The sequence below is a fragment of the Spirosoma utsteinense genome (genome assembly GCF_014282275.1).
In the GTDB taxonomy this organism is placed as follows: domain Bacteria; phylum Bacteroidota; class Bacteroidia; order Cytophagales; family Spirosomataceae; genus Spirosoma; species Spirosoma utsteinense.
The window spans coordinates 98,509-115,643 of record NZ_VFIA01000005.1 but is presented as its reverse complement, the minus strand read 5'-3'; the positions used below and the strand labels follow the sequence as shown (position 1 = coordinate 115,643).

Below are 17,135 nucleotides of genomic sequence, written 5' to 3'. Positions count from 1 at the left end.
TCCAGGGATATCGCCATCTGCCATCTGCCATTCATCATTTATCATTCATCATTTTTTCAAATGCTCCTGCTTCAAACCACTAATCTGCGCCGGAACTACGGCAATTTCTCTGTTCTAAAAGGCATAGATCTAACCATTGAGTCGGGTGAGGTCGTGTCCATCGTTGGGGCGTCGGGTGCGGGAAAAACAACCTTACTTCAGATTCTGGGCACGCTCGACCGGCCCGACTCCGGCGAACTGCATATTGCCGGACAGAACGTATTTGCCCTGAGCGACCGACAACTGGCCCGGTTTCGGAATGAGAAAATTGGATTTGTATTTCAGTTTAATAATCTGCTGCCTGAATTCAGCGCGCTGGAGAATGTCTGTCTGCCGGGGTTCATTGCCGGTAAAGACGAGCGGGCTGTTCGGGAGCGTGCTGAGTCGCTATTGACCACGCTTGGTCTGGCCGATCGGCTGAACAACCTGCCATCCCAACTGTCGGGGGGCGAGCAGCAACGGACGGCCGTAGCACGGGCGCTTATCAATGACCCCGCTATTGTATTTGCTGACGAACCCAGCGGAAATCTTGATTCGCATAATGCCGAAGAACTCCATCAGCTCTTTTTTCGACTTCGCGATGAGCTAGGGCAGACCTTTATTATCGTCACACATAATGAAGCATTAGCCGCCTTAGCCGATAGAACAGTAACCATTCGGGATGGAGTAATCGTTAAGTAAATTTACTTATGTTTTTTTGCAGAAATTTGTCCTCGAATTTTTCTTGTTTGTTGTATGCCAGTGGGTTAGGTAGGTCAATGAATTTTTTTTAGGCTAAAGAATCAAATTTTCAGTTTTTTGTTATATCATTGTATCGAAAAGAAAAGTTTTTCATAACGTTGAGTAAATCAGAAAGCCAAGAGAGTGTCTCGCTTGGCTTTTTTGTTTTTCAACTGTTCACATTTCCAGGTTCTCCTCCTGGTGTTCCGGCATCGTCTCGCTCCGCAGCATACCGTACAGATTCAGATCATAATAGACATCGTCTATTTTTGATGCCTTTCGTTGAGTACCCTCATAAACAAAACCCACTGATCGATACAACGTTTCGGCCCGGCTGTTGAAGGAACGGACATCAAGCCAAAGCCGGTTTGCTGCCAGGGTTTCGAAGACATAGCGTATAATTTCCGTTAACGACGCTCGTCCATACCCTTTCCCTTTCGTAGTAACAACAATACGCTTGAGCTGAATGGCGTCATCGGGGTCCTGTAGATTAGCCAGAATACAATGACCTACCGGCAAGCCATCCACGCTGAACAGAAAGCATCGATAGTCAGCGTTGGTTAAGGCCTGCCGATACTGCTCGTGAGTCCACTGGCCAACGAAACGCCGATTGTCGGGGTGGTTTTCGGACTGAGTGATGTAATCAAGGTCGGCTTCGGTAAGCACTTGCAGGGTAAGTGGCATAATGTATCGGTTGATGCATTAAATTTACGGAAATACCGGTCTGTTGATGTGGGGAGGGAGCGACTAATCATACCGAATCATGCACGATGACGATCCCTGGGCTTTTTTGAAAACGCATACCCCTGCCCGCATTGCGCAAGGGCGCACGGGTCGTAGCCTGCCTACATCGGCTCTACTTTCGTTCCAGCTCGATCATGCCCGAGCCCGGGATGCTGTTCATTCGACGCTCGATACCGCCCTGCTATTGAACCAGCTGAATGAGGTTCATCCGTCGCCTGTACCTATAAATAGTGAAGCAGTCGATCGTCAACTGTATCTTAAACGGCCTGATCTGGGTCGAAAACTGAGTGAAGCTTCTCATACCACCCTCCAGCAGCTGGCTTACCACAGTAGGTTTGATCTATGCATCGTGGTGGCCGATGGGCTATCGGCACTGGCTATTAATCGGTATGCTTTACCCGTTGTAACAGGCCTTGTTGAGCAGGCTACAACCTTGAACTGGTCGGTAGCGCCCCTATGTCTGGTCGAGCAGGGCCGCGTAGCTATTGGCGACGAGATCGCTCACAGCCTGAAAGCCGATTTGGTGGTGGTGTTGATCGGGGAGCGGCCCGGTTTGTCGTCGCCCGACAGCATGGGTGCTTATCTCACTTATCGCCCCCGCCCCGGCCTGACAGATGAGTCGCGCAACTGTGTATCCAACATCCGTCCCAACGGGCTGTCTCATGCGTTTGCTATCCAGAAGATAACCTATTTGCTGACTGAAATGAAACGGCGGCAATTATCGGGCGTCCTGCTCAAAGATGACATGCCTACGTATACGTTACCGCATACTTCTTCCCCGGTAGTGACCGTACAAAGCCCCGAAACTCCAGACTGAGCAGCAGCGAAGCCAGCCGCCCCATAGGCAACTGTGACTGCCAGCTTAGTTCGTCAATGTGCATATCGGTTGACCGGCGGAGCAGCGCCAGTACCTGGCTTTCGTCCTCTGTTACGTCGATAGGCAGAGGTGGGGGTTGGTTCCTGCGGGATACCTGCTCCCCAGACGTATCCCAGTTGAGGGCTTCGATCAGGTCTTTGGGGCTGGTATAGATCTGGGCTTTATTTTCCCGGATAAGTTTATTACAGCCCGCCGAGAAGGCCTGATTGAGTTGTCCTGGTACGGCAAACACGTCGCGATGGTAGTTATTGGCATATTCAGCCGTTATCAGCGCCCCCCCTTTGGCAGCCGCTTCGACCACCACAACGGCATCGCTCAGGCCGGCAATAATACGGTTACGGGCCGGAAACAGGTGGGCATCGGGCTTGGTGCCGGGCTGACTTTCGGTAAGTAAGCCGCCGAGTACGAGCATCTCGCTGGCTGTTCGCTGGTGCATAGTTGGATAAATAACATCTAACCCGCTCGCCATCACGCCAACGGTAGGTAAATTGTTGGCCAGGCTGGTCCGGTGTGCAGCAATGTCGATTCCATAAGCAAGCCCGCTGATGATATGAACGCCAAAAGGGACCAGTGCTTCGATGATCTCGGTAGTGATGCGACGGCCGTAGTCGGTAGCCTGCCGTGTACCAACCAGACCAATCGTACGGGGCGCATTGAGGTTGCCCGAACCCAGGAAGTAAAGCAAAGCGGGCGCATCGTACAGGGTCTTCAGGCGGGTTGGAAAGCGTTTATCGGTATAAAAAAGTGCCTGAGCCCCCAGTTTCTCAAGCCGGTGGCTTACCCGCTCCGCTTCGGTGAGTATGTCAGGTTTGAGAATAGCACGAGCTGTTACTTCGCCGATGCCGGGTACTTTCAGTAGCCGGGCCATGGGTGAACGGAAGACGTTTTCGGCCGAACCACAATAGCTGATCAGTTGCCGGATAAGAATGCTCCCCACGCCCGGAACGAGCGTTAAAGCGATTTGATATTGGTTGTCGGTCACGGTAAGTACGCAAATACGGAATGATCGCAAATCTACATTTTTATCTATAAAGCTACTTGTAGCCTGCGTATTTGTGCCTGCAGTTCATGTATCCCGGTAAAGGAAATCCACCAGGAAACAGAACCCGTATGACAGGCAAGTGTAGTGTATGAAGATTTCGTTATCATAAATCAGGCAGAGGTAGTAGAGTAGTAACGGGAGGGACACATTCAGGTAAAAGGCGGAGGGTAGTTTTGTGGTGTCCTTACAATACATCCTACACAACCTGTTTTCCAATGCCTGCAAACAAACTTTTACTGTCTTCTACGGCGCTTTTAACGCTCTTTCTGGCGGTTAGCTGCGATGATCATCGGGCTCCCGATAGCCCGGCTGTCACACTCGTAAATCGATCGGTAACGCCCGTACTGGCCAAACTGCTGCCCGGTGCAACGGGCGGCCGCCTTGGGGCTGAGTCGATCAAACTATACTCGTTGCTGAGCAGTGATGATAAGCTGGAGCAATCGCCAAACTTTGTCTTTGGCGGATCGGCCGATGGGACCGGTATTTTCCAGAACCCAGACGGCAATTACTCGATTCTGGTAAACAACGAAGATAATTTTTCTGTTGCCCGGATCACGCTCGACAAGTCGTTCAAGCCCGTTAAAGGTGAATATATCCTGAACTCGGATGGAGGCACGTGGCGGTTGTGTTCGGCAACGCTGGCAACACCGCTCGAACATGGGTTCGGTCCGGTATTTCTGACGAGCGGAGAAAGTGGCGAGGAATCACGAACACACGCGTTGAAAGTCGATGCCGATCCACAACAGGCCGCGATCTCCCGTGAAGTAGCCGGGCTGGGGCGCTGGAGTGCAGAAAATGCGGTTCCGCTGCCAAAAACCGCCTATCCAGGCAAGACTGCCATTTTGATTGGCGACGATGACTCCGGCGTCAACGGCGGTCAACTGGCTCTTTATCTGTCCAACACAGTTGGTGACCTCGACAATGGATCCTTATACATGTTGAAACTTCCCGATGGAAATCAGCGGGAGCGGGACATGCAGGTAGGCACAAGCTATGCGGTAGAGTTCGCCAAAATTGATAACCACAAAGCCCTCACCGGCGCTCAGATCAATGCCAAAGTCAACGAACTGAAGGCAATGAAGTTTGGCCGCGTGGAAGATGTTGACTACCGCAAAGGCAGCGCTGCCAACGGACGGGAGGTAATATTTGCCGTAACGGGACAAGCCAATTCGGGTACCAACGCCGATTATTCACGGTCTAAATACGGTCGTATCTACAAACTGACCATGGACGCCAGCGACCCAACCAAAGGTAAACTTGAGGTGCTGCTGGATGGCGATGATCGGAATGGTCCGGCCAAAACTTTCCAGGACCCCGATAACGTGTGTGTAACCAAGGATTACATCTATATCATGGAAGATCCTAACGGATACGGTGATGAGAAACACGATGGATATGTTTATCAATACAGTCTGATAACGAAGCAGCTAACCCCAATTCTGGAACTGGACCACCGCCGGACAGCTCCGGATGCCGCTAAATACAATGTTGGTGGTTTATCTAAACTGGGTGACTGGGAAAGCAGCGGTATGATCGACGTATCGGATGTGACGGGTCGGCCAAACACGTTTCTGCTCGGTATTCAGCCGCACACTTGGCGGGGCGATCAGTACAAGGGTGTTGATGGTGGTTCTGTGCGTAAAAGCGAGAACCAGGCCAGTCAACTTATCCTGATTGAAGGCCTGCCGCGCTAGGTAACGACGTCCATAGTACACTCGCCTGATCGGAACGGTCTCCGATCAGGCTTTTTATATCCGAGTGGCAGTTCTCAACAGGCACCCGCCCCGCTCGTCCATACACTTCCTATACAGGTTCTGTTTCCGTTTTTCGCCGTTATGATTCCAGAGACTTCCGACGTGCTACCCCGTCGCCGATCGTTCGGTCGGCCGGTTGTCTATATACTGATCAGTTTGCTCATAGCCACGAGCCTGTTTATCTGGATGCGCTCCAGACCAACACCTGCCCAGTTGGTAAAAGCGCAGTTCATGCAGGATCTGACTGAGTTGGATAGTACAGTCAGCTATCTTCAGCGAGCCCTTGTACAGCACAGATCAAACTCCGGTATACAGGCCGCTTTTCAACAGGCGCGATTAGCCTACAAGCGTGTCGAATTTATATCAGCTTATTACAGTCCCGAAACAACCCGTGCGCTCAACGGCCCCAACATACCGGAGGTAGACGACGACTTACGGGTCAATGCGCCCGAAGGGTTTCAGGTGCTGGAAGAAAAGCTGTTTCCCCTGTTTTCTGTCAACGATCAGGCAGAGGCTCTACAGACAGCGGCTGTTATCCGGTCTAATGTGAACCGATTGCGCAAAATTTCGGAAAGTAACGAACTGACCGACAGCCATGTGTTCGATGCAATGCGCCTGGAAGTATTTCGGGTTGTTACACTTGGGATCACCGGCTTCGACTCGCCGGTAGCGTTCTACTCAATGCCCGAAGCGGCCAGTGCGCTGGAAAGTTTGCAGCATCAACTTAAGCACTATAATCTCGCTGACCGGGATAACGCTTTATCGAACCGTCTCGACCAGGTGTTCGGCCAGGCCATTACCGGGTTACGGTCGTCCCGCCGTTTCGATGATTTCGACCGGCTGACCTTTATCGGGCAACAGGCTAATGTATTGAGTGGTTTGTTGATGGATGCGCAGAGGACGCTGAATATTCCCGTTTTTGCCGAAAACCGGCTGCTGTCGCCCCAGGCTCGTACCCTGACCGATTCCGGCGTCTTCAATCCTGATTACTTTACCAATTTCAACGAGCAACGATCCACACCCGATCGGGTCTTACTCGGGAAACGGTTATTTTTCGATCCGATCCTGTCAACCCATAGTGGCGGGTCGACGGCCCGGACCTGTGCCACCTGCCATCAACCTGACAAGGCTTTTACGGACGGGGAACCTAAAAGCCTGGCTATAGGCGTGGGGGGCAAACGTGTTGAGCGCAACGCACCCACCTTGCTGAATGCCTCCTTACAAGCTGTTCAGTTCTATGACTCACGGGTTGTTTTCCTGGAAGATCAGGTCAGCGATGTGATCCAGAATAGCCAGGAGATGCACGGGTCGCTGCCTGAAGCCGTCAAGGCATTAGCAAAAAATCCCGACTACCGGGCGCTCTTTACCCGATCATACAAAGAAGGCATAACCGAGCAAACGCTCACCAATGCAGTGGCCAGCTACGTCCGATCGCTGACAAGCCTCGACTCACGGGTTGACCGCTACTTGCGTACCAGCAACCCTGACGAAGCCAGTGCCTTATTGACCGCCGACGAAAAGCGGGGATTCAACCTGTTCATGGGGAAAGGTAAGTGTGCTACCTGCCATTTCTTCCCGCTGTTCAACGGAACCGTGCCACCGGCTTATCAGGAAAGTGAAAGCGAAGTCCTGGGCACGCCCGCTACAGCCGCTGGCAAGACCGTTGACCCGGACGTAGGAAAATTTGTTTTGACCGGCCGGGAGCCTCACCGTTACGCATTCAAGACACCAACGGTACGCCATGTGACAAAGACCGCGCCCTACATGCACAATGGCGTGTACCGGACACTCGATCAGGTGGTGGAGTTTTATGACAGAGGGGGAGGGAACGGACTTGGCTTCGGACTTGATAATCAAACATTGCCGTTCGATAAACTGAACCTGACCGCGTTGGAGAAAAAGGCACTGGTGGCTTTTATGGAAGCTCTTTGAGCGCTGTTTAGTCCAGACTGTTACGCATCTGCTGCAAAAACGCTTTCAGCTCCATCAATTTTGCCATGATGCGGGCATTTCCACGGCGGTTTGCATCGCGGTTTTTCAGGTATTCGCGAGCGCCGGGCAGGGTGAACTTGCGCTGATTGATCAGATCGAGGATTTCGGTTAGATGATCAATGTCCGCCTGAGTATAAATCCGGTCGCCGGATCGATTTTTTTTTGGCTGGAACGTAGGGAATTCTTTCTCGTAATAGCGCAGCTTAGACGCATTGATACTGAACATTGCTGCTACCTCCTGAATCCCGTAATAAAGCTTACCTGAACCCTCCATTTGACAAACTTGGTGAGACGACAGTAAACATGCAAGTTTTGGCGTAATTTTGCCCCCTACTACTTCTGTTTATTTAACGGTCGAAAGAGGGATTGGAAAACCACCAGGCCCTACTTGACCAACGATTCGGTTGCTATGACATCCCACGAAATACGTCGTCATTTTCTAGATTTTTTTCAATCAAAACAACACCTGATTGTTGCTTCGGCTCCGCTTGTCGCCAAAAACGACCCGACGCTGATGTTCAATAACTCGGGAATGGCTCAATTTAAGGACTTCTTCCTGGGAAACGGTAACCCACCATCCCGGCGTGTGGCCGACACGCAGAAATGCCTGCGCGTATCGGGAAAGCACAATGACCTCGAAGACGTTGGATTCGATACGTACCACCACACCATGTTCGAAATGCTCGGTAACTGGTCGTTTGGTGACTACTTTAAGAAGGAAGCCATTACCTGGGCGTGGGAGTTGCTGACGGAAGTATACAAGCTGCCTAAAGACCGGCTGTATGTATCGGTGTTTGAAGGTGACCAGAAAGATAACGTCCCCTTCGATCAGGAAGCGTTCGACCTCTGGGAGCCAATCGTTGGGAAAGACCGTATTATTTACGGCAATAAAAAAGATAACTTCTGGGAGATGGGCGACACGGGGCCCTGTGGTCCCTGCTCCGAAATCCACGTCGATCTGCGCTCGCCCGAAGAGGTAGCCCAAACGCCCGGCAAAGACCTCGTTAATGCCGACCATCCGCAGGTGGTAGAGATATGGAACCTGGTATTCATGCAGTTCAACCGCAAGGCCGATGGGTCGCTTGAGCCGCTGCCCGCCCGCCATGTCGATACGGGTATGGGTTTCGAGCGCTTGTGCATGGCTATTCAGGGCAAAAAATCAAATTACGATACCGACGTATTCACCGGGACGATCGGCGTGATCGAAGAAGTATCAGGCATGACGTATGGCGGAACGATGGACAAGGCTGACGTCACGATGCGCGTCATTGCCGACCACATCCGGGCGGTATCCTTCGCCATTGGCGATGGGCTGGTGCCATCGAATGCGAAGGCAGGTTATGTGATCCGTCGGATTCTGCGCCGGGCCATCCGGTATGGCTATTCGTACCTGAACCTGACCGAGCCGTTCATGACCAAACTCGTTCCGACACTGGCCGCGCAGTTTGCCGATGTTTTCCCTGAACTGAATGCTCAGCGTGATTTTGTTGCGACGGTAATTCGGGAAGAGGAAATTTCGTTCCTGCGTACGCTGGGCACCGGTCTTGGCCGACTGGATCAGATCATTGCCGATCTGTCGGGCAGGCAGGAGTCTGTTATCCCGGGCGAAACCGTTTTTGAATTGAATGACACCTTCGGCTTCCCGGCCGATCTAACCGCGCTGATTGCGCGGGAGAAAGGCCTCAGCATCGACGATGCTGGCTTTCAGAAAGCGCTACAGGAGCAGAAAGCCCGTTCGCGCAAAGATGCCTCGTCCTCGGCGGGTGACTGGATCGACGTTAACGAGGTAGACGGCACGCGCTTCGTCGGCTACGACCAGACCGAGGCCGACACGTTCATTGTCAAATACCGGAAGGTGCAGAATAAGCAGGGCACTCAGTACCAGATCGTGCTGGCCGAAACACCATTCTATGCAGAGTCAGGCGGGCAGATTGGCGACACGGGCGTACTCGTACTAACTACCGGCGAACAGGTTCGGATGATCCGGATTGTGGACACGAAGAAGGAGAATGATCTGTCGATCCTGATCGCAGCCGATAAAGATCTTGATGATTTACTGGAATCGGCTACGTCGGCTCACGCCGTTGTCGATGCCGACCGCCGGATGCTTACGTCGAGTAACCACTCGGCTACGCACCTGCTGCATGCGGCCCTGCGCGATGTACTGGGTACCCATGTGGCCCAGAAAGGTTCTTACGTAGGGCCCGATGCCTTACGATTCGACTTTTCGCATTTCAGCAAGGTAACTGATGAACAACTCGCCCAGGTCGAGCGCATCGTGAATGAGAAGATCCGTCAGGATATTCCATTAGACGAGAAACGAAATGTACCCATTGTGCAGGCCAAAGAGTTGGGGGCTACAGCCCTGTTTGGTGAGAAGTACGGTGATTTTGTTCGGGTGATTACCTTCGACCCGGCCTATTCGGTCGAGCTTTGTGGGGGTACGCACGTTCCGGCAACGGGCCATATCGGTCTGTTCAAATTCACCGGCGAAGGATCGGTATCGACGGGTATCCGCCGGATCGAAGCCAAAACGTCGGTGGGTGCTGAAGCGCTGGTAAACGAGCAGATGGCCGTTATCTCCGAGCTGAAAGAGCTGTTGAAAGCGCCCAAAGACATTGTGAAGGCGGTTCAGAGCCTGATCGATGAGCGGATTGCGCTGCAAAAGCAGGTCGACGCCATGCAGAATGAGAAGGTGCAGCAGTTGAAAAATGAACTGTTGACCAAGATACAACCCGTCAACGGGCATATGGTGCTGGTGGAGCGGGTCGATGTGCCCAATGCCGAAGCACTCAAGCAACTGGCCTATGACCTCAAAGCCAAAGTCGATAATCTGGCGCTGGTACTGGGGGCCGATATCAACGGCAAACCCCAACTCGCGGTGATGCTGCCCGACTCGCTGATTCAGGACAAGCACATGAATGCCGGACAAGTCGTGAAAGAACTGGCCAAGAATATCAAAGGGGGCGGGGGCGGTCAGCCCTTCTTTGCCACTGCGGGTGGTTCCGAATCGAGCGGGCTTGATGCCGCCCTGGCGCAGGGAAAAGCGTTATTGGGGTAACTGCTAAAGTTGTTACACAGAGATTCACAGAGAAGAACGGAGATACGAAGAGATTTTTTTTGTGAATCTCTCTGCGTATCTCCGTTTTTCTCTGTGTAACAACTTTTAATTAATCTTCTAAAATGCCCACACCCTTACAACCTATTGGCGTATTTGATTCGGGCTACGGTGGGTTAACCATCCTGCGCGAACTAGTTGGAAAGCTACCGCAGTACGATTACGTTTACCTCGGCGACAACGCCCGGACGCCCTACGGTACCCGCTCCTTCGAGACGGTGTACCAATACACCCTCGAATGTGTTCAGCACCTGTTCGACCGGGGGTGCCGCCTGGTGATTCTGGCCTGCAACACGGCGTCGGCTAAAGCGCTACGGAATATCCAGCAGCTTGATCTGCCTAAAATGGACGGGCCAAACCGGCGGGTACTGGGCGTAATCAGACCCACGACGGAAGTCATCGGTACGTATTCCAGAACGGGTCAGGTGGGGGTGCTGGGTACGCGGGGTACCGTCACGTCAGAGTCGTACGTGGTCGAGATCGAAAAGTTCTTCCCGGAGTTGCGGGTGTTTCAGGAAGCCTGCCCGATGTGGGTGCCGCTGGTCGAGAACGGGGAGTATGACAACCCCGGAGCCGACTATTTCGTTCGCCAGCACATCGACCGCCTGCTTGGGAAATCGCCCGGTATCGATACCATTTTACTGGCCTGCACCCATTACCCGCTGTTGCTCGGTAAAATTCGGCAATACACACCGATTGGAACCACTATTCTCAGCCAGGGCCGTATCGTGGCCGATAGTCTGGCCGACTACCTACTACGTCACCCGGAACTGGAGGTTGAATGCAGCAAGCACGGTCAGCGTGCTTTCCTGACAACCGATTCTCCCGCCGATTTCGACCGGCAGGCTACCGTGTTCTACGGCGAGCCGATTCAGTCAATGCACCTGGCGCTATAGGAGAATGAGTGAATGGTGTTGTTACGGCACCACGGCTGTATTCAGATACGTGATCAGGGGTTGCAGGCTGCTGAACGTAGTCAGTATCTGTTTGACCAGATCCGGCTTGGTGAGGGCAGAATCGGGCAACTGGCGGGAAGCCGTAAAACTCTTCAATTTCAGGTATTCGATGGCCGGGTTGCTGGCGTCATAGCCCTTGGGTGGACGCTGAAGTACTTCGTCGCGGTTTAGCTCGCCAAGCTGTTTGACAAACGCGGGCTGGGTCAGAATCTGTTCGAAGTTGGCCAGGTTATAATCGATCTCCTGTCGGATCGTCGCCAGTATGGCCGCATCGGGCATGTACAGGCCACCCGCCACAAAGCTGCCGCCAGGGCGCAGATCCAGATAGTAGCCTGCCGTGGGCGATTGTTTGCCGCCCGCGTTGAACCAGGCTCCGAAATAAGATTTGTAGGGCGACTTATCTGTCGAGAACCGGACATCGCGATTGATCCGAAAAATGCAGCTTTTTGCCTGTAAAGCCGTTTCGCTAATGGCCGGGTCAATGGTATTGATCCCTTCGAGCAGCCGGGCCACCAGGTCAATGAAGTTGTTTCGGGCCGCTTCGTAGACCAACCGGTTGGCATCGAACCAGGGCTTATTATTATTGGCTTTCAGGTCGGACAGAAAGGTGAGCGTACTGGGCTGGAGCATAGAGAGAAGGGCAGCTGAAGAAGCAAATTTAAGCAAATTGACCAACAGACGGTCTCACAGAGTCAACTGGCTTCCCTGGAAAGTGACCCCGACTCCGGACAGAATGCCCTGCTATCCCGATGGGCTTGAATGGCTGGGACCCGTCCCTGTAGCTGAGTGCCAGTGTCCTGGGATGACATCCGTTGTTGACACTGGCCTATCCCGCCAAAATTTCGTACCTTTGTTCTTATAACCTGAAGCAATAAATACGCCATGATATCGGTACAAAACGTCTCTCTTCGCTATGGAAAGCGGGTGCTGTTCGACGACGTCACCATAAAATTTAACTCCGGCAACTGCTATGGCGTCATTGGTGCCAACGGAGCCGGTAAGTCTACATTCCTGAAAATCCTGTCGGGCGAAATCGAACCACAAACGGGTAGCGTAATCATGACGCCCGGTGAGCGGATGTCGGTGCTGAGCCAGAATCAGTTCGCCTTCGATGAATATCCGGTTCTGCAAACCGTCATTATGGGTAATAAACGCCTGTATGACATCATGCAGGAAAAAGATGTCCTCTACGCAAAAACCGATTTCACGGATGCCGACGGTGAAAAAGCCGCCGAGTTGGAATCAGAGTTTGCGGAAATGAACGGCTGGGATGCTGAGTCAGATGCCGCCAGTCTGCTAAGCGGTCTGGGTATTAAGGAAGATTTGCACTATTCCTTGATGTCTGACATCAACGGCTCGGAGAAAGTGCGTATCCTGCTGGCTCAGGCCCTGTTCGGTAGCCCCGACGTGTTGCTGCTTGACGAGCCAACCAACAACCTCGACGTGGAGTCGGTAAGCTGGCTGGAGAACTTCCTGGCCAACTTCAACAACACGGTCATCGTTGTATCTCACGATCGCCACTTCCTGGATCAGGTCTGTACGCAGATCGTCGACGTCGATTTCAGCAAGGTGAAGCTCTTCGCCGGTAACTACTCGTTCTGGTATGAGTCGAGCCAGCTGGCTTTGCGTCAGCGGCAGGATCAGAACAAGAAGACGGAAGATAAGCGCAAAGAACTGGAGGAGTTCATTCGGCGGTTCTCGGCCAACGCGTCTAAATCCAAACAGGCAACCAGCCGGGCTAAGCTGCTTGAGAAATTGACTCTGGACGATATTCAGCCGTCATCCCGGAAATACCCATACGTTAACTTCAAGCCTGAACGCGAGCCCGGCGACCAGATTCTGACGGTCGAAAACCTGACTTATACGGCGGAAGACGGCACGAAGCTGTTCGAAAATCTGTCGTTCACCGTGAACAAACAGGACAAGATCTTCCTGTTTAGCCGCGACGGTCTGGCGGTTTCGGCCTTGCTGGATATTCTGGCGGGCGAGCGCAAAGCTGATTCCGGCACGTTCCGGTGGGGTATCACGATCACGATGTCATACTTCCCGAACGACACCGAGAAAGACAAATTCTTCCAGGCCGATCTGAGCCTGGTCGACTGGCTGCGTCAGTATTCGGTTGAAAAAGACGAAAGCTTCATCCGGGGCTTCCTGGGTCGGATGCTGTTCTCGGGCGAAGAGTCGCTCAAGAAAGCAACGGTACTGAGCGGGGGCGAGAAAGTGCGTTGTATGCTGTCGAAGATGATGCTCTCAGGTGCGAACTGCCTGTTGCTCGACGAGCCAACCAACCACCTCGACCTGGAATCGATCGAATCACTAAATAACGGCCTGATCGATGTGAAAGCGCCGGTGTTGTTTACCTCCCATGACCACCAGTTCGTGCAGACGGTAGCTACCCGCATTATCGAGATCACACCAGCCGGTATCCTCGACAAACTGATGACTTACGACGAGTACCTGTCCGACGATCGCGTGAAGTCGCAGCGGGAAGGACTCTACGAAGCAGTAGCCTAAGGGTACTGATTCACCAGGCGATATACCAGTGGAGCGGCTGATTCAACCTGAATCAGCCGCTTTTTTTTAGCCGCTCCTTCGATTTGTCAGTTATAGAGATGGACCGTTGCTGCCTATTATATGTCTGTTCAATCATTTGATTTAGTTGTTATTGGTACCGGCTCAGCTGGAAAGACAGTGGCTGAAGCCGCTCGTGAGGCTGGTAAAACCGTTGCCATCATTGATAAACAACCCTTTGGCGGCACCTGCTCCCAACGTGGCTGCGATCCGAAGAAAGTGCTGGTCGGAGCCGCTGAGGTAATTGGTCGTGCCGCACAACTGGCAGGTAAAGGGATTACGGCTGAACCATCTATTGACTGGGCCGATCTGATGGCTTTTAAACGAACGTTCACTGACCCAATTCCGGAAAATACCGAGCAGAAGTTTGCGGGCGAAGGCATCGTTTCATTTCACGGTGCTGCCACGTTTGCCGATAAAACCACCATCCGGGTGGGCGACGACGAACTACGGGCCGGCCACATCGTTATTGCCACCGGTGCCCGACCGCGTCCATTAGACATTCCCGGCGAAGAGTTGCTGGTCGATAGTACTGGTTTTCTGGATTTACCGGCCTTGCCCGCCGAAATAATACTGGTGGGTGGCGGGTATATCGCCTTTGAGTTTGCCCATATTGCTGCCCGCGCCGGTGCTGCGGTGACTATTATCCATAGTGGCAAGCGTCCGCTGGAAGGCTTCGATGCCGATGTGGTCTCGTTTCTCGTCAAGGCTATGGAAGGCATTGGTATTCGCATCCTGCTGAACGCAACTGTAACAGCCATATCCGGTAATGACGAAAAGGCTACGGTTACGTATAAGCAGGCAGATAGTATCCAGACTGTATCCGCTAATCTGGTCGTTCATGCCGCTGGTCGCGTGGCCGACGTAGCCGAACTGGCGTTGGACAAAGCGGACATCGAAGCAGGCAAGAAGGGAATCACCGTTAATAAATACCTGCAAAGTGTGTCGAACCCGGCGGTGTATGCCTGCGGAGATGTCGCCGACAAAGGATTGCCTCTAACGCCACTGGCTGGTTATGAAGGCAATATCGTTATTGAGAATATCCTGAATGGCAACAACCGGTTGTTCGACGGTTCGCCGGTTCCGACTACGGTTTTCACCGTGCCACCGCTGGCCTCTATCGGGCTTACGGAAGAGCAGGCGGCAGAAGAGGGAAGGGACGTGATTGTAACCTGCCAGGAAACCAGTGAATGGTACAGCGCCAAACGAATTAACGAGCCGGTTTCAGGGTTCAAAACCCTGGTCGATCGTCATACGGGCCAGATTGTGGGGGCACACCTGCTGGGTTCCGGCAGCGATGAAGTAATCAACCTTTTTGCTTTGGCGATGAAGCATAACCTATCGGCCAGCGCCATTCGCGATGTGCTGTTTGCCTATCCAACGCATTCATCCGATATCAACTACATGCTACCCGCTTAATCGTGGCTGAAAGCCAGTAATGACAGGTGACCCGGTGCAGGACGCCATGTTTGCCCCAACGGTATCCGGCAAACGGTAGCGTAGACGCGGGCTTCCGGACAACGGCTCTCCATTCGTTTACGTCCTCCCGGCGATGGCAGGGAGGAGCTGTAAGTAGCGGTCTCCAAAACGGACGCTGATGAAGAGCCGTCAACTGGTCGGCTTCACTAACTATTCGTTTCCCGGAAAGTCGACCAGGGTTGTCGTGAAATCGGCTGGGTTTTCCAGTGCTTTGTGAATCGGGCAGCGGTCGGCCATTTCGAGAAGCCGGGCGCGTTGATCGTCGTTGAGGTCGCCGTTCAGAATTAATTGCGTCGTAAACAGGGAGCGTTTTGTTTTCGGATCATTGGCATAATCGACATGGGCCACCACCGAGTCGAGGGGCCAGCCTTTGCGGTCGGCATACATCCGCAACGTGATGACGGTGCAGGCCGCCAGCGATCCTGCCAGCAGTTCTCCCGGCCTCATCCCTTTATCCTGTCCGCCTACATCGGGAGGTTCGTCTACCACCACGACCTGTGATCCGGAAGAAAGATGCGTTTCATACGATGTTCGTTCAATCCGGGCGGTTATTCTGGCCATGTTGTTTTCTTAGTTACCCCAATCCGCCGGGTTCTGCCGCCAGGCCGAAAGCGATGCCATGGCATCGGCCGAGATGTAGTCCAGCGCCTGGGCTTCTGTCAGCAGCGCATCATAGTGGCTGAGACAGACAAGCGGTACGTTTCGCTCCCGGAAGTTCTGGTCGGCCAGCGGAAAGCCATACGTAAAGATAGCTGCCATACCCAGCACGTCGGCCCCGGCAGCCCGGAGCGCGTCGACTACTTTGAGCGAACTGCCGCCCGTAGAAATAAGGTCTTCAATAACCACTACCCGTTGGCCGGCCGCCAGATAGCCTTCAATTTGTTTGCCCATGCCGTGGGCTTTAGGTTCCGGGCGGACATAGCAGTAGGGGAGGCCCAGTACGTCGGCCACCAGGGCACCCTGGGGGATTCCGGCTGTTGCCACTCCGGCAATCACCTCAACCGAGGGGAACTGCTGTTGTATGGCGTCGGCCAGGGCGTTTTTGATATAGGTTCGTACGTCGGGGTAGGCGAGCGTAACGCGATTGTCGCAATAAATGGGGGATTTCCAGCCCGAACTCCAGGTGAAAGGCGTCGTTGGCTGGAGCCGGACAGCCTGAACCGACAGTAGATGCCGGGCAACGGTTTGTTGTATAGTTAATTTATCCACAGCGTAACGAAAAAGTAATGGGGTCAAAAGTAAGTAAACCTGTTTAATGTTCTTTGATTGGCCTTGGGTTAAACGACTGATAAAAAAGTGCCGGGATGCTGACTTTGCTACATAACTGGTTAAAGAGCGACTAATTAGTTTATTTAGCGGCTGGTTACACATCACCTTCCTCAGCTAGAAATTACCGCTCATGAATACATCCACCAGTTCAGCTGACCTGTTGCTCGACAGTGTCTTTCGAACATCGCATCACGGGATTGTGGTGTGCCGTGCCCTGCGCGATCCGGCGGGGCATATTATTGACTTTCAGGTTATCCGATGCAACGAACGGGCCACCGAAATCGTCCGTGTTCCGCGCGAGCGAATGCTTACCGAGACTATGCTTACCGTAGATCCGGAGGGTATAAACAGTGGCATATTCGTTACGTATTGTCAGGTAGCTGAAACGGGCCTGCCCATGCACATCGAACATTACTACGCAGAAGCTGGCGTATGGATGACTCAGTCACTGGCTCGTTCCGGTGATGACGATGTACTGGCTTCATGGATAGATATTACGTCACAGAAACGAGCTGAGCAGGAAAAGGTCCACTAGGCAGAACTGCTCCAGGCCATACTGGATAATACAGAGAGT

General features: G+C 53.0%; 16 protein-coding genes. 9 read left to right on the top strand and 7 right to left on the bottom strand.

Annotated features, from left to right (window positions below):
• Nucleotides 1-60 precede the first annotated feature (60 nt).
• Nucleotides 61-720, top strand: coding sequence for an ABC transporter ATP-binding protein (locus FH603_RS05440; RefSeq protein WP_186736452.1), 660 nt, complete (start codon nt 61-63; stop codon nt 718-720).
• A gap of 216 nt (nt 721-936) precedes the next feature.
• On the opposite strand, the gene FH603_RS05435 is transcribed toward FH603_RS05440, so the two are convergent.
• Nucleotides 937-1,443 (bottom strand): GNAT family N-acetyltransferase, encoded by a 507-nt coding sequence (locus tag FH603_RS05435; RefSeq protein ID WP_186736451.1) that lies wholly within the window; start codon nt 1,441-1,443, stop codon nt 937-939.
• Nucleotides 1,444-1,522: 79 nt separating this feature from the next.
• On the opposite strand from FH603_RS05435, the gene eutC reads away from it, so the two are divergent.
• Nucleotides 1,523-2,320, top strand: a complete 798-nt coding sequence (gene eutC, locus FH603_RS05430; RefSeq protein WP_186736450.1) for an ethanolamine ammonia-lyase subunit EutC — start codon at nt 1,523-1,525, stop codon at nt 2,318-2,320.
• On the opposite strand, the gene dprA is transcribed toward eutC, so the two are convergent.
• On the bottom strand, nt 2,253-3,362 hold the full coding sequence (gene dprA / locus FH603_RS05425; protein WP_186736449.1) for a DNA-processing protein DprA: 1,110 nt from the start codon (nt 3,360-3,362) through the stop codon (nt 2,253-2,255). The genes eutC and dprA overlap by 68 nt on opposite strands.
• 275 nt (nt 3,363-3,637) lie before the next feature.
• Between dprA and FH603_RS05420 the strand changes: the two genes are divergently transcribed.
• Both FH603_RS05420 and FH603_RS05415 read left to right on the top strand, forming a co-directional pair.
• Entirely contained in the window at nt 3,638-5,116 is a 1,479-nt protein-coding gene (locus tag FH603_RS05420) for a hypothetical protein (protein ID WP_186736448.1), read from the top strand.
• A 141-nt stretch (nt 5,117-5,257) separates the two neighbouring features.
• Nucleotides 5,258-7,108, top strand: a complete 1,851-nt coding sequence (locus FH603_RS05415; RefSeq protein ID WP_186736447.1) for a cytochrome c peroxidase — start codon at nt 5,258-5,260, stop codon at nt 7,106-7,108.
• A gap of 7 nt (nt 7,109-7,115) precedes the next feature.
• Here the strand turns inward: FH603_RS05415 and FH603_RS05410 are convergent, their stop codons facing one another.
• Entirely contained in the window at nt 7,116-7,442 is a 327-nt protein-coding gene (locus FH603_RS05410; RefSeq protein ID WP_186736446.1) for a MerR family transcriptional regulator, read from the bottom strand.
• Nucleotides 7,443-7,577: 135 nt separating this feature from the next.
• Between FH603_RS05410 and alaS the strand changes: the two genes are divergently transcribed.
• Nucleotides 7,578-10,229, top strand: a complete 2,652-nt coding sequence (gene alaS / locus FH603_RS05405; RefSeq protein ID WP_186736445.1) for an alanine--tRNA ligase — start codon at nt 7,578-7,580, stop codon at nt 10,227-10,229.
• Nucleotides 10,230-10,351: 122 nt separating this feature from the next.
• Entirely contained in the window at nt 10,352-11,182 is an 831-nt protein-coding gene (gene murI / locus FH603_RS05400) for a glutamate racemase (protein WP_186736444.1), read from the top strand.
• Nucleotides 11,183-11,203: 21 nt separating this feature from the next.
• Here murI and FH603_RS05395 read toward each other — a convergent pair whose 3' ends face one another.
• Nucleotides 11,204-11,872, bottom strand: coding sequence for a DUF2461 domain-containing protein (locus FH603_RS05395; RefSeq protein ID WP_186736443.1), 669 nt, complete (start codon nt 11,870-11,872; stop codon nt 11,204-11,206).
• Nucleotides 11,873-12,124: 252 nt separating this feature from the next.
• Here FH603_RS05395 and FH603_RS05390 point away from each other — a divergent pair, with 252 nt between their 5' ends.
• Nucleotides 12,125-13,756, top strand: coding sequence for an ABC-F family ATP-binding cassette domain-containing protein (locus tag FH603_RS05390; protein ID WP_186736442.1), 1,632 nt, complete (start codon nt 12,125-12,127; stop codon nt 13,754-13,756).
• Between the two features lie 120 nt (nt 13,757-13,876).
• Nucleotides 13,877-15,232 carry a dihydrolipoyl dehydrogenase family protein gene (locus FH603_RS05385; RefSeq protein WP_186736441.1) on the top strand — a complete coding sequence of 452 codons (1,356 nt, stop codon included), beginning with the start codon at nt 13,877-13,879 and terminating at the stop codon, nt 15,230-15,232.
• Here the strand turns inward: FH603_RS05385 and FH603_RS05380 are convergent.
• From FH603_RS05380 to pyrE, 3 genes are read right to left on the bottom strand one after another with little or no spacing between them, the layout of a single operon-like run.
• Nucleotides 15,229-15,399, bottom strand: coding sequence for a hypothetical protein (locus tag FH603_RS05380; protein ID WP_186736440.1), 171 nt, complete (start codon nt 15,397-15,399; stop codon nt 15,229-15,231). The genes FH603_RS05385 and FH603_RS05380 overlap by 4 nt on opposite strands.
• Nucleotides 15,400-15,442: 43 nt before the next feature.
• Complete coding sequence (locus tag FH603_RS05375) at nt 15,443-15,853, bottom strand: OsmC family protein (RefSeq protein WP_186736439.1); 411 nt, start codon at nt 15,851-15,853, stop codon at nt 15,443-15,445.
• A 9-nt stretch (nt 15,854-15,862) separates the two neighbouring features.
• Entirely contained in the window at nt 15,863-16,501 is a 639-nt protein-coding gene (pyrE, locus tag FH603_RS05370; protein ID WP_317171217.1) for an orotate phosphoribosyltransferase, read from the bottom strand.
• Between the two features lie 190 nt (nt 16,502-16,691).
• Here pyrE and FH603_RS05365 point away from each other — a divergent pair, with 190 nt between their 5' ends.
• Nucleotides 16,692-17,096 carry a PAS domain-containing protein gene (locus tag FH603_RS05365; protein WP_186736438.1) on the top strand — a complete coding sequence of 135 codons (405 nt, stop codon included), beginning with the start codon at nt 16,692-16,694 and terminating at the stop codon, nt 17,094-17,096.
• Nucleotides 17,097-17,135: the final 39 nt, after the last annotated feature.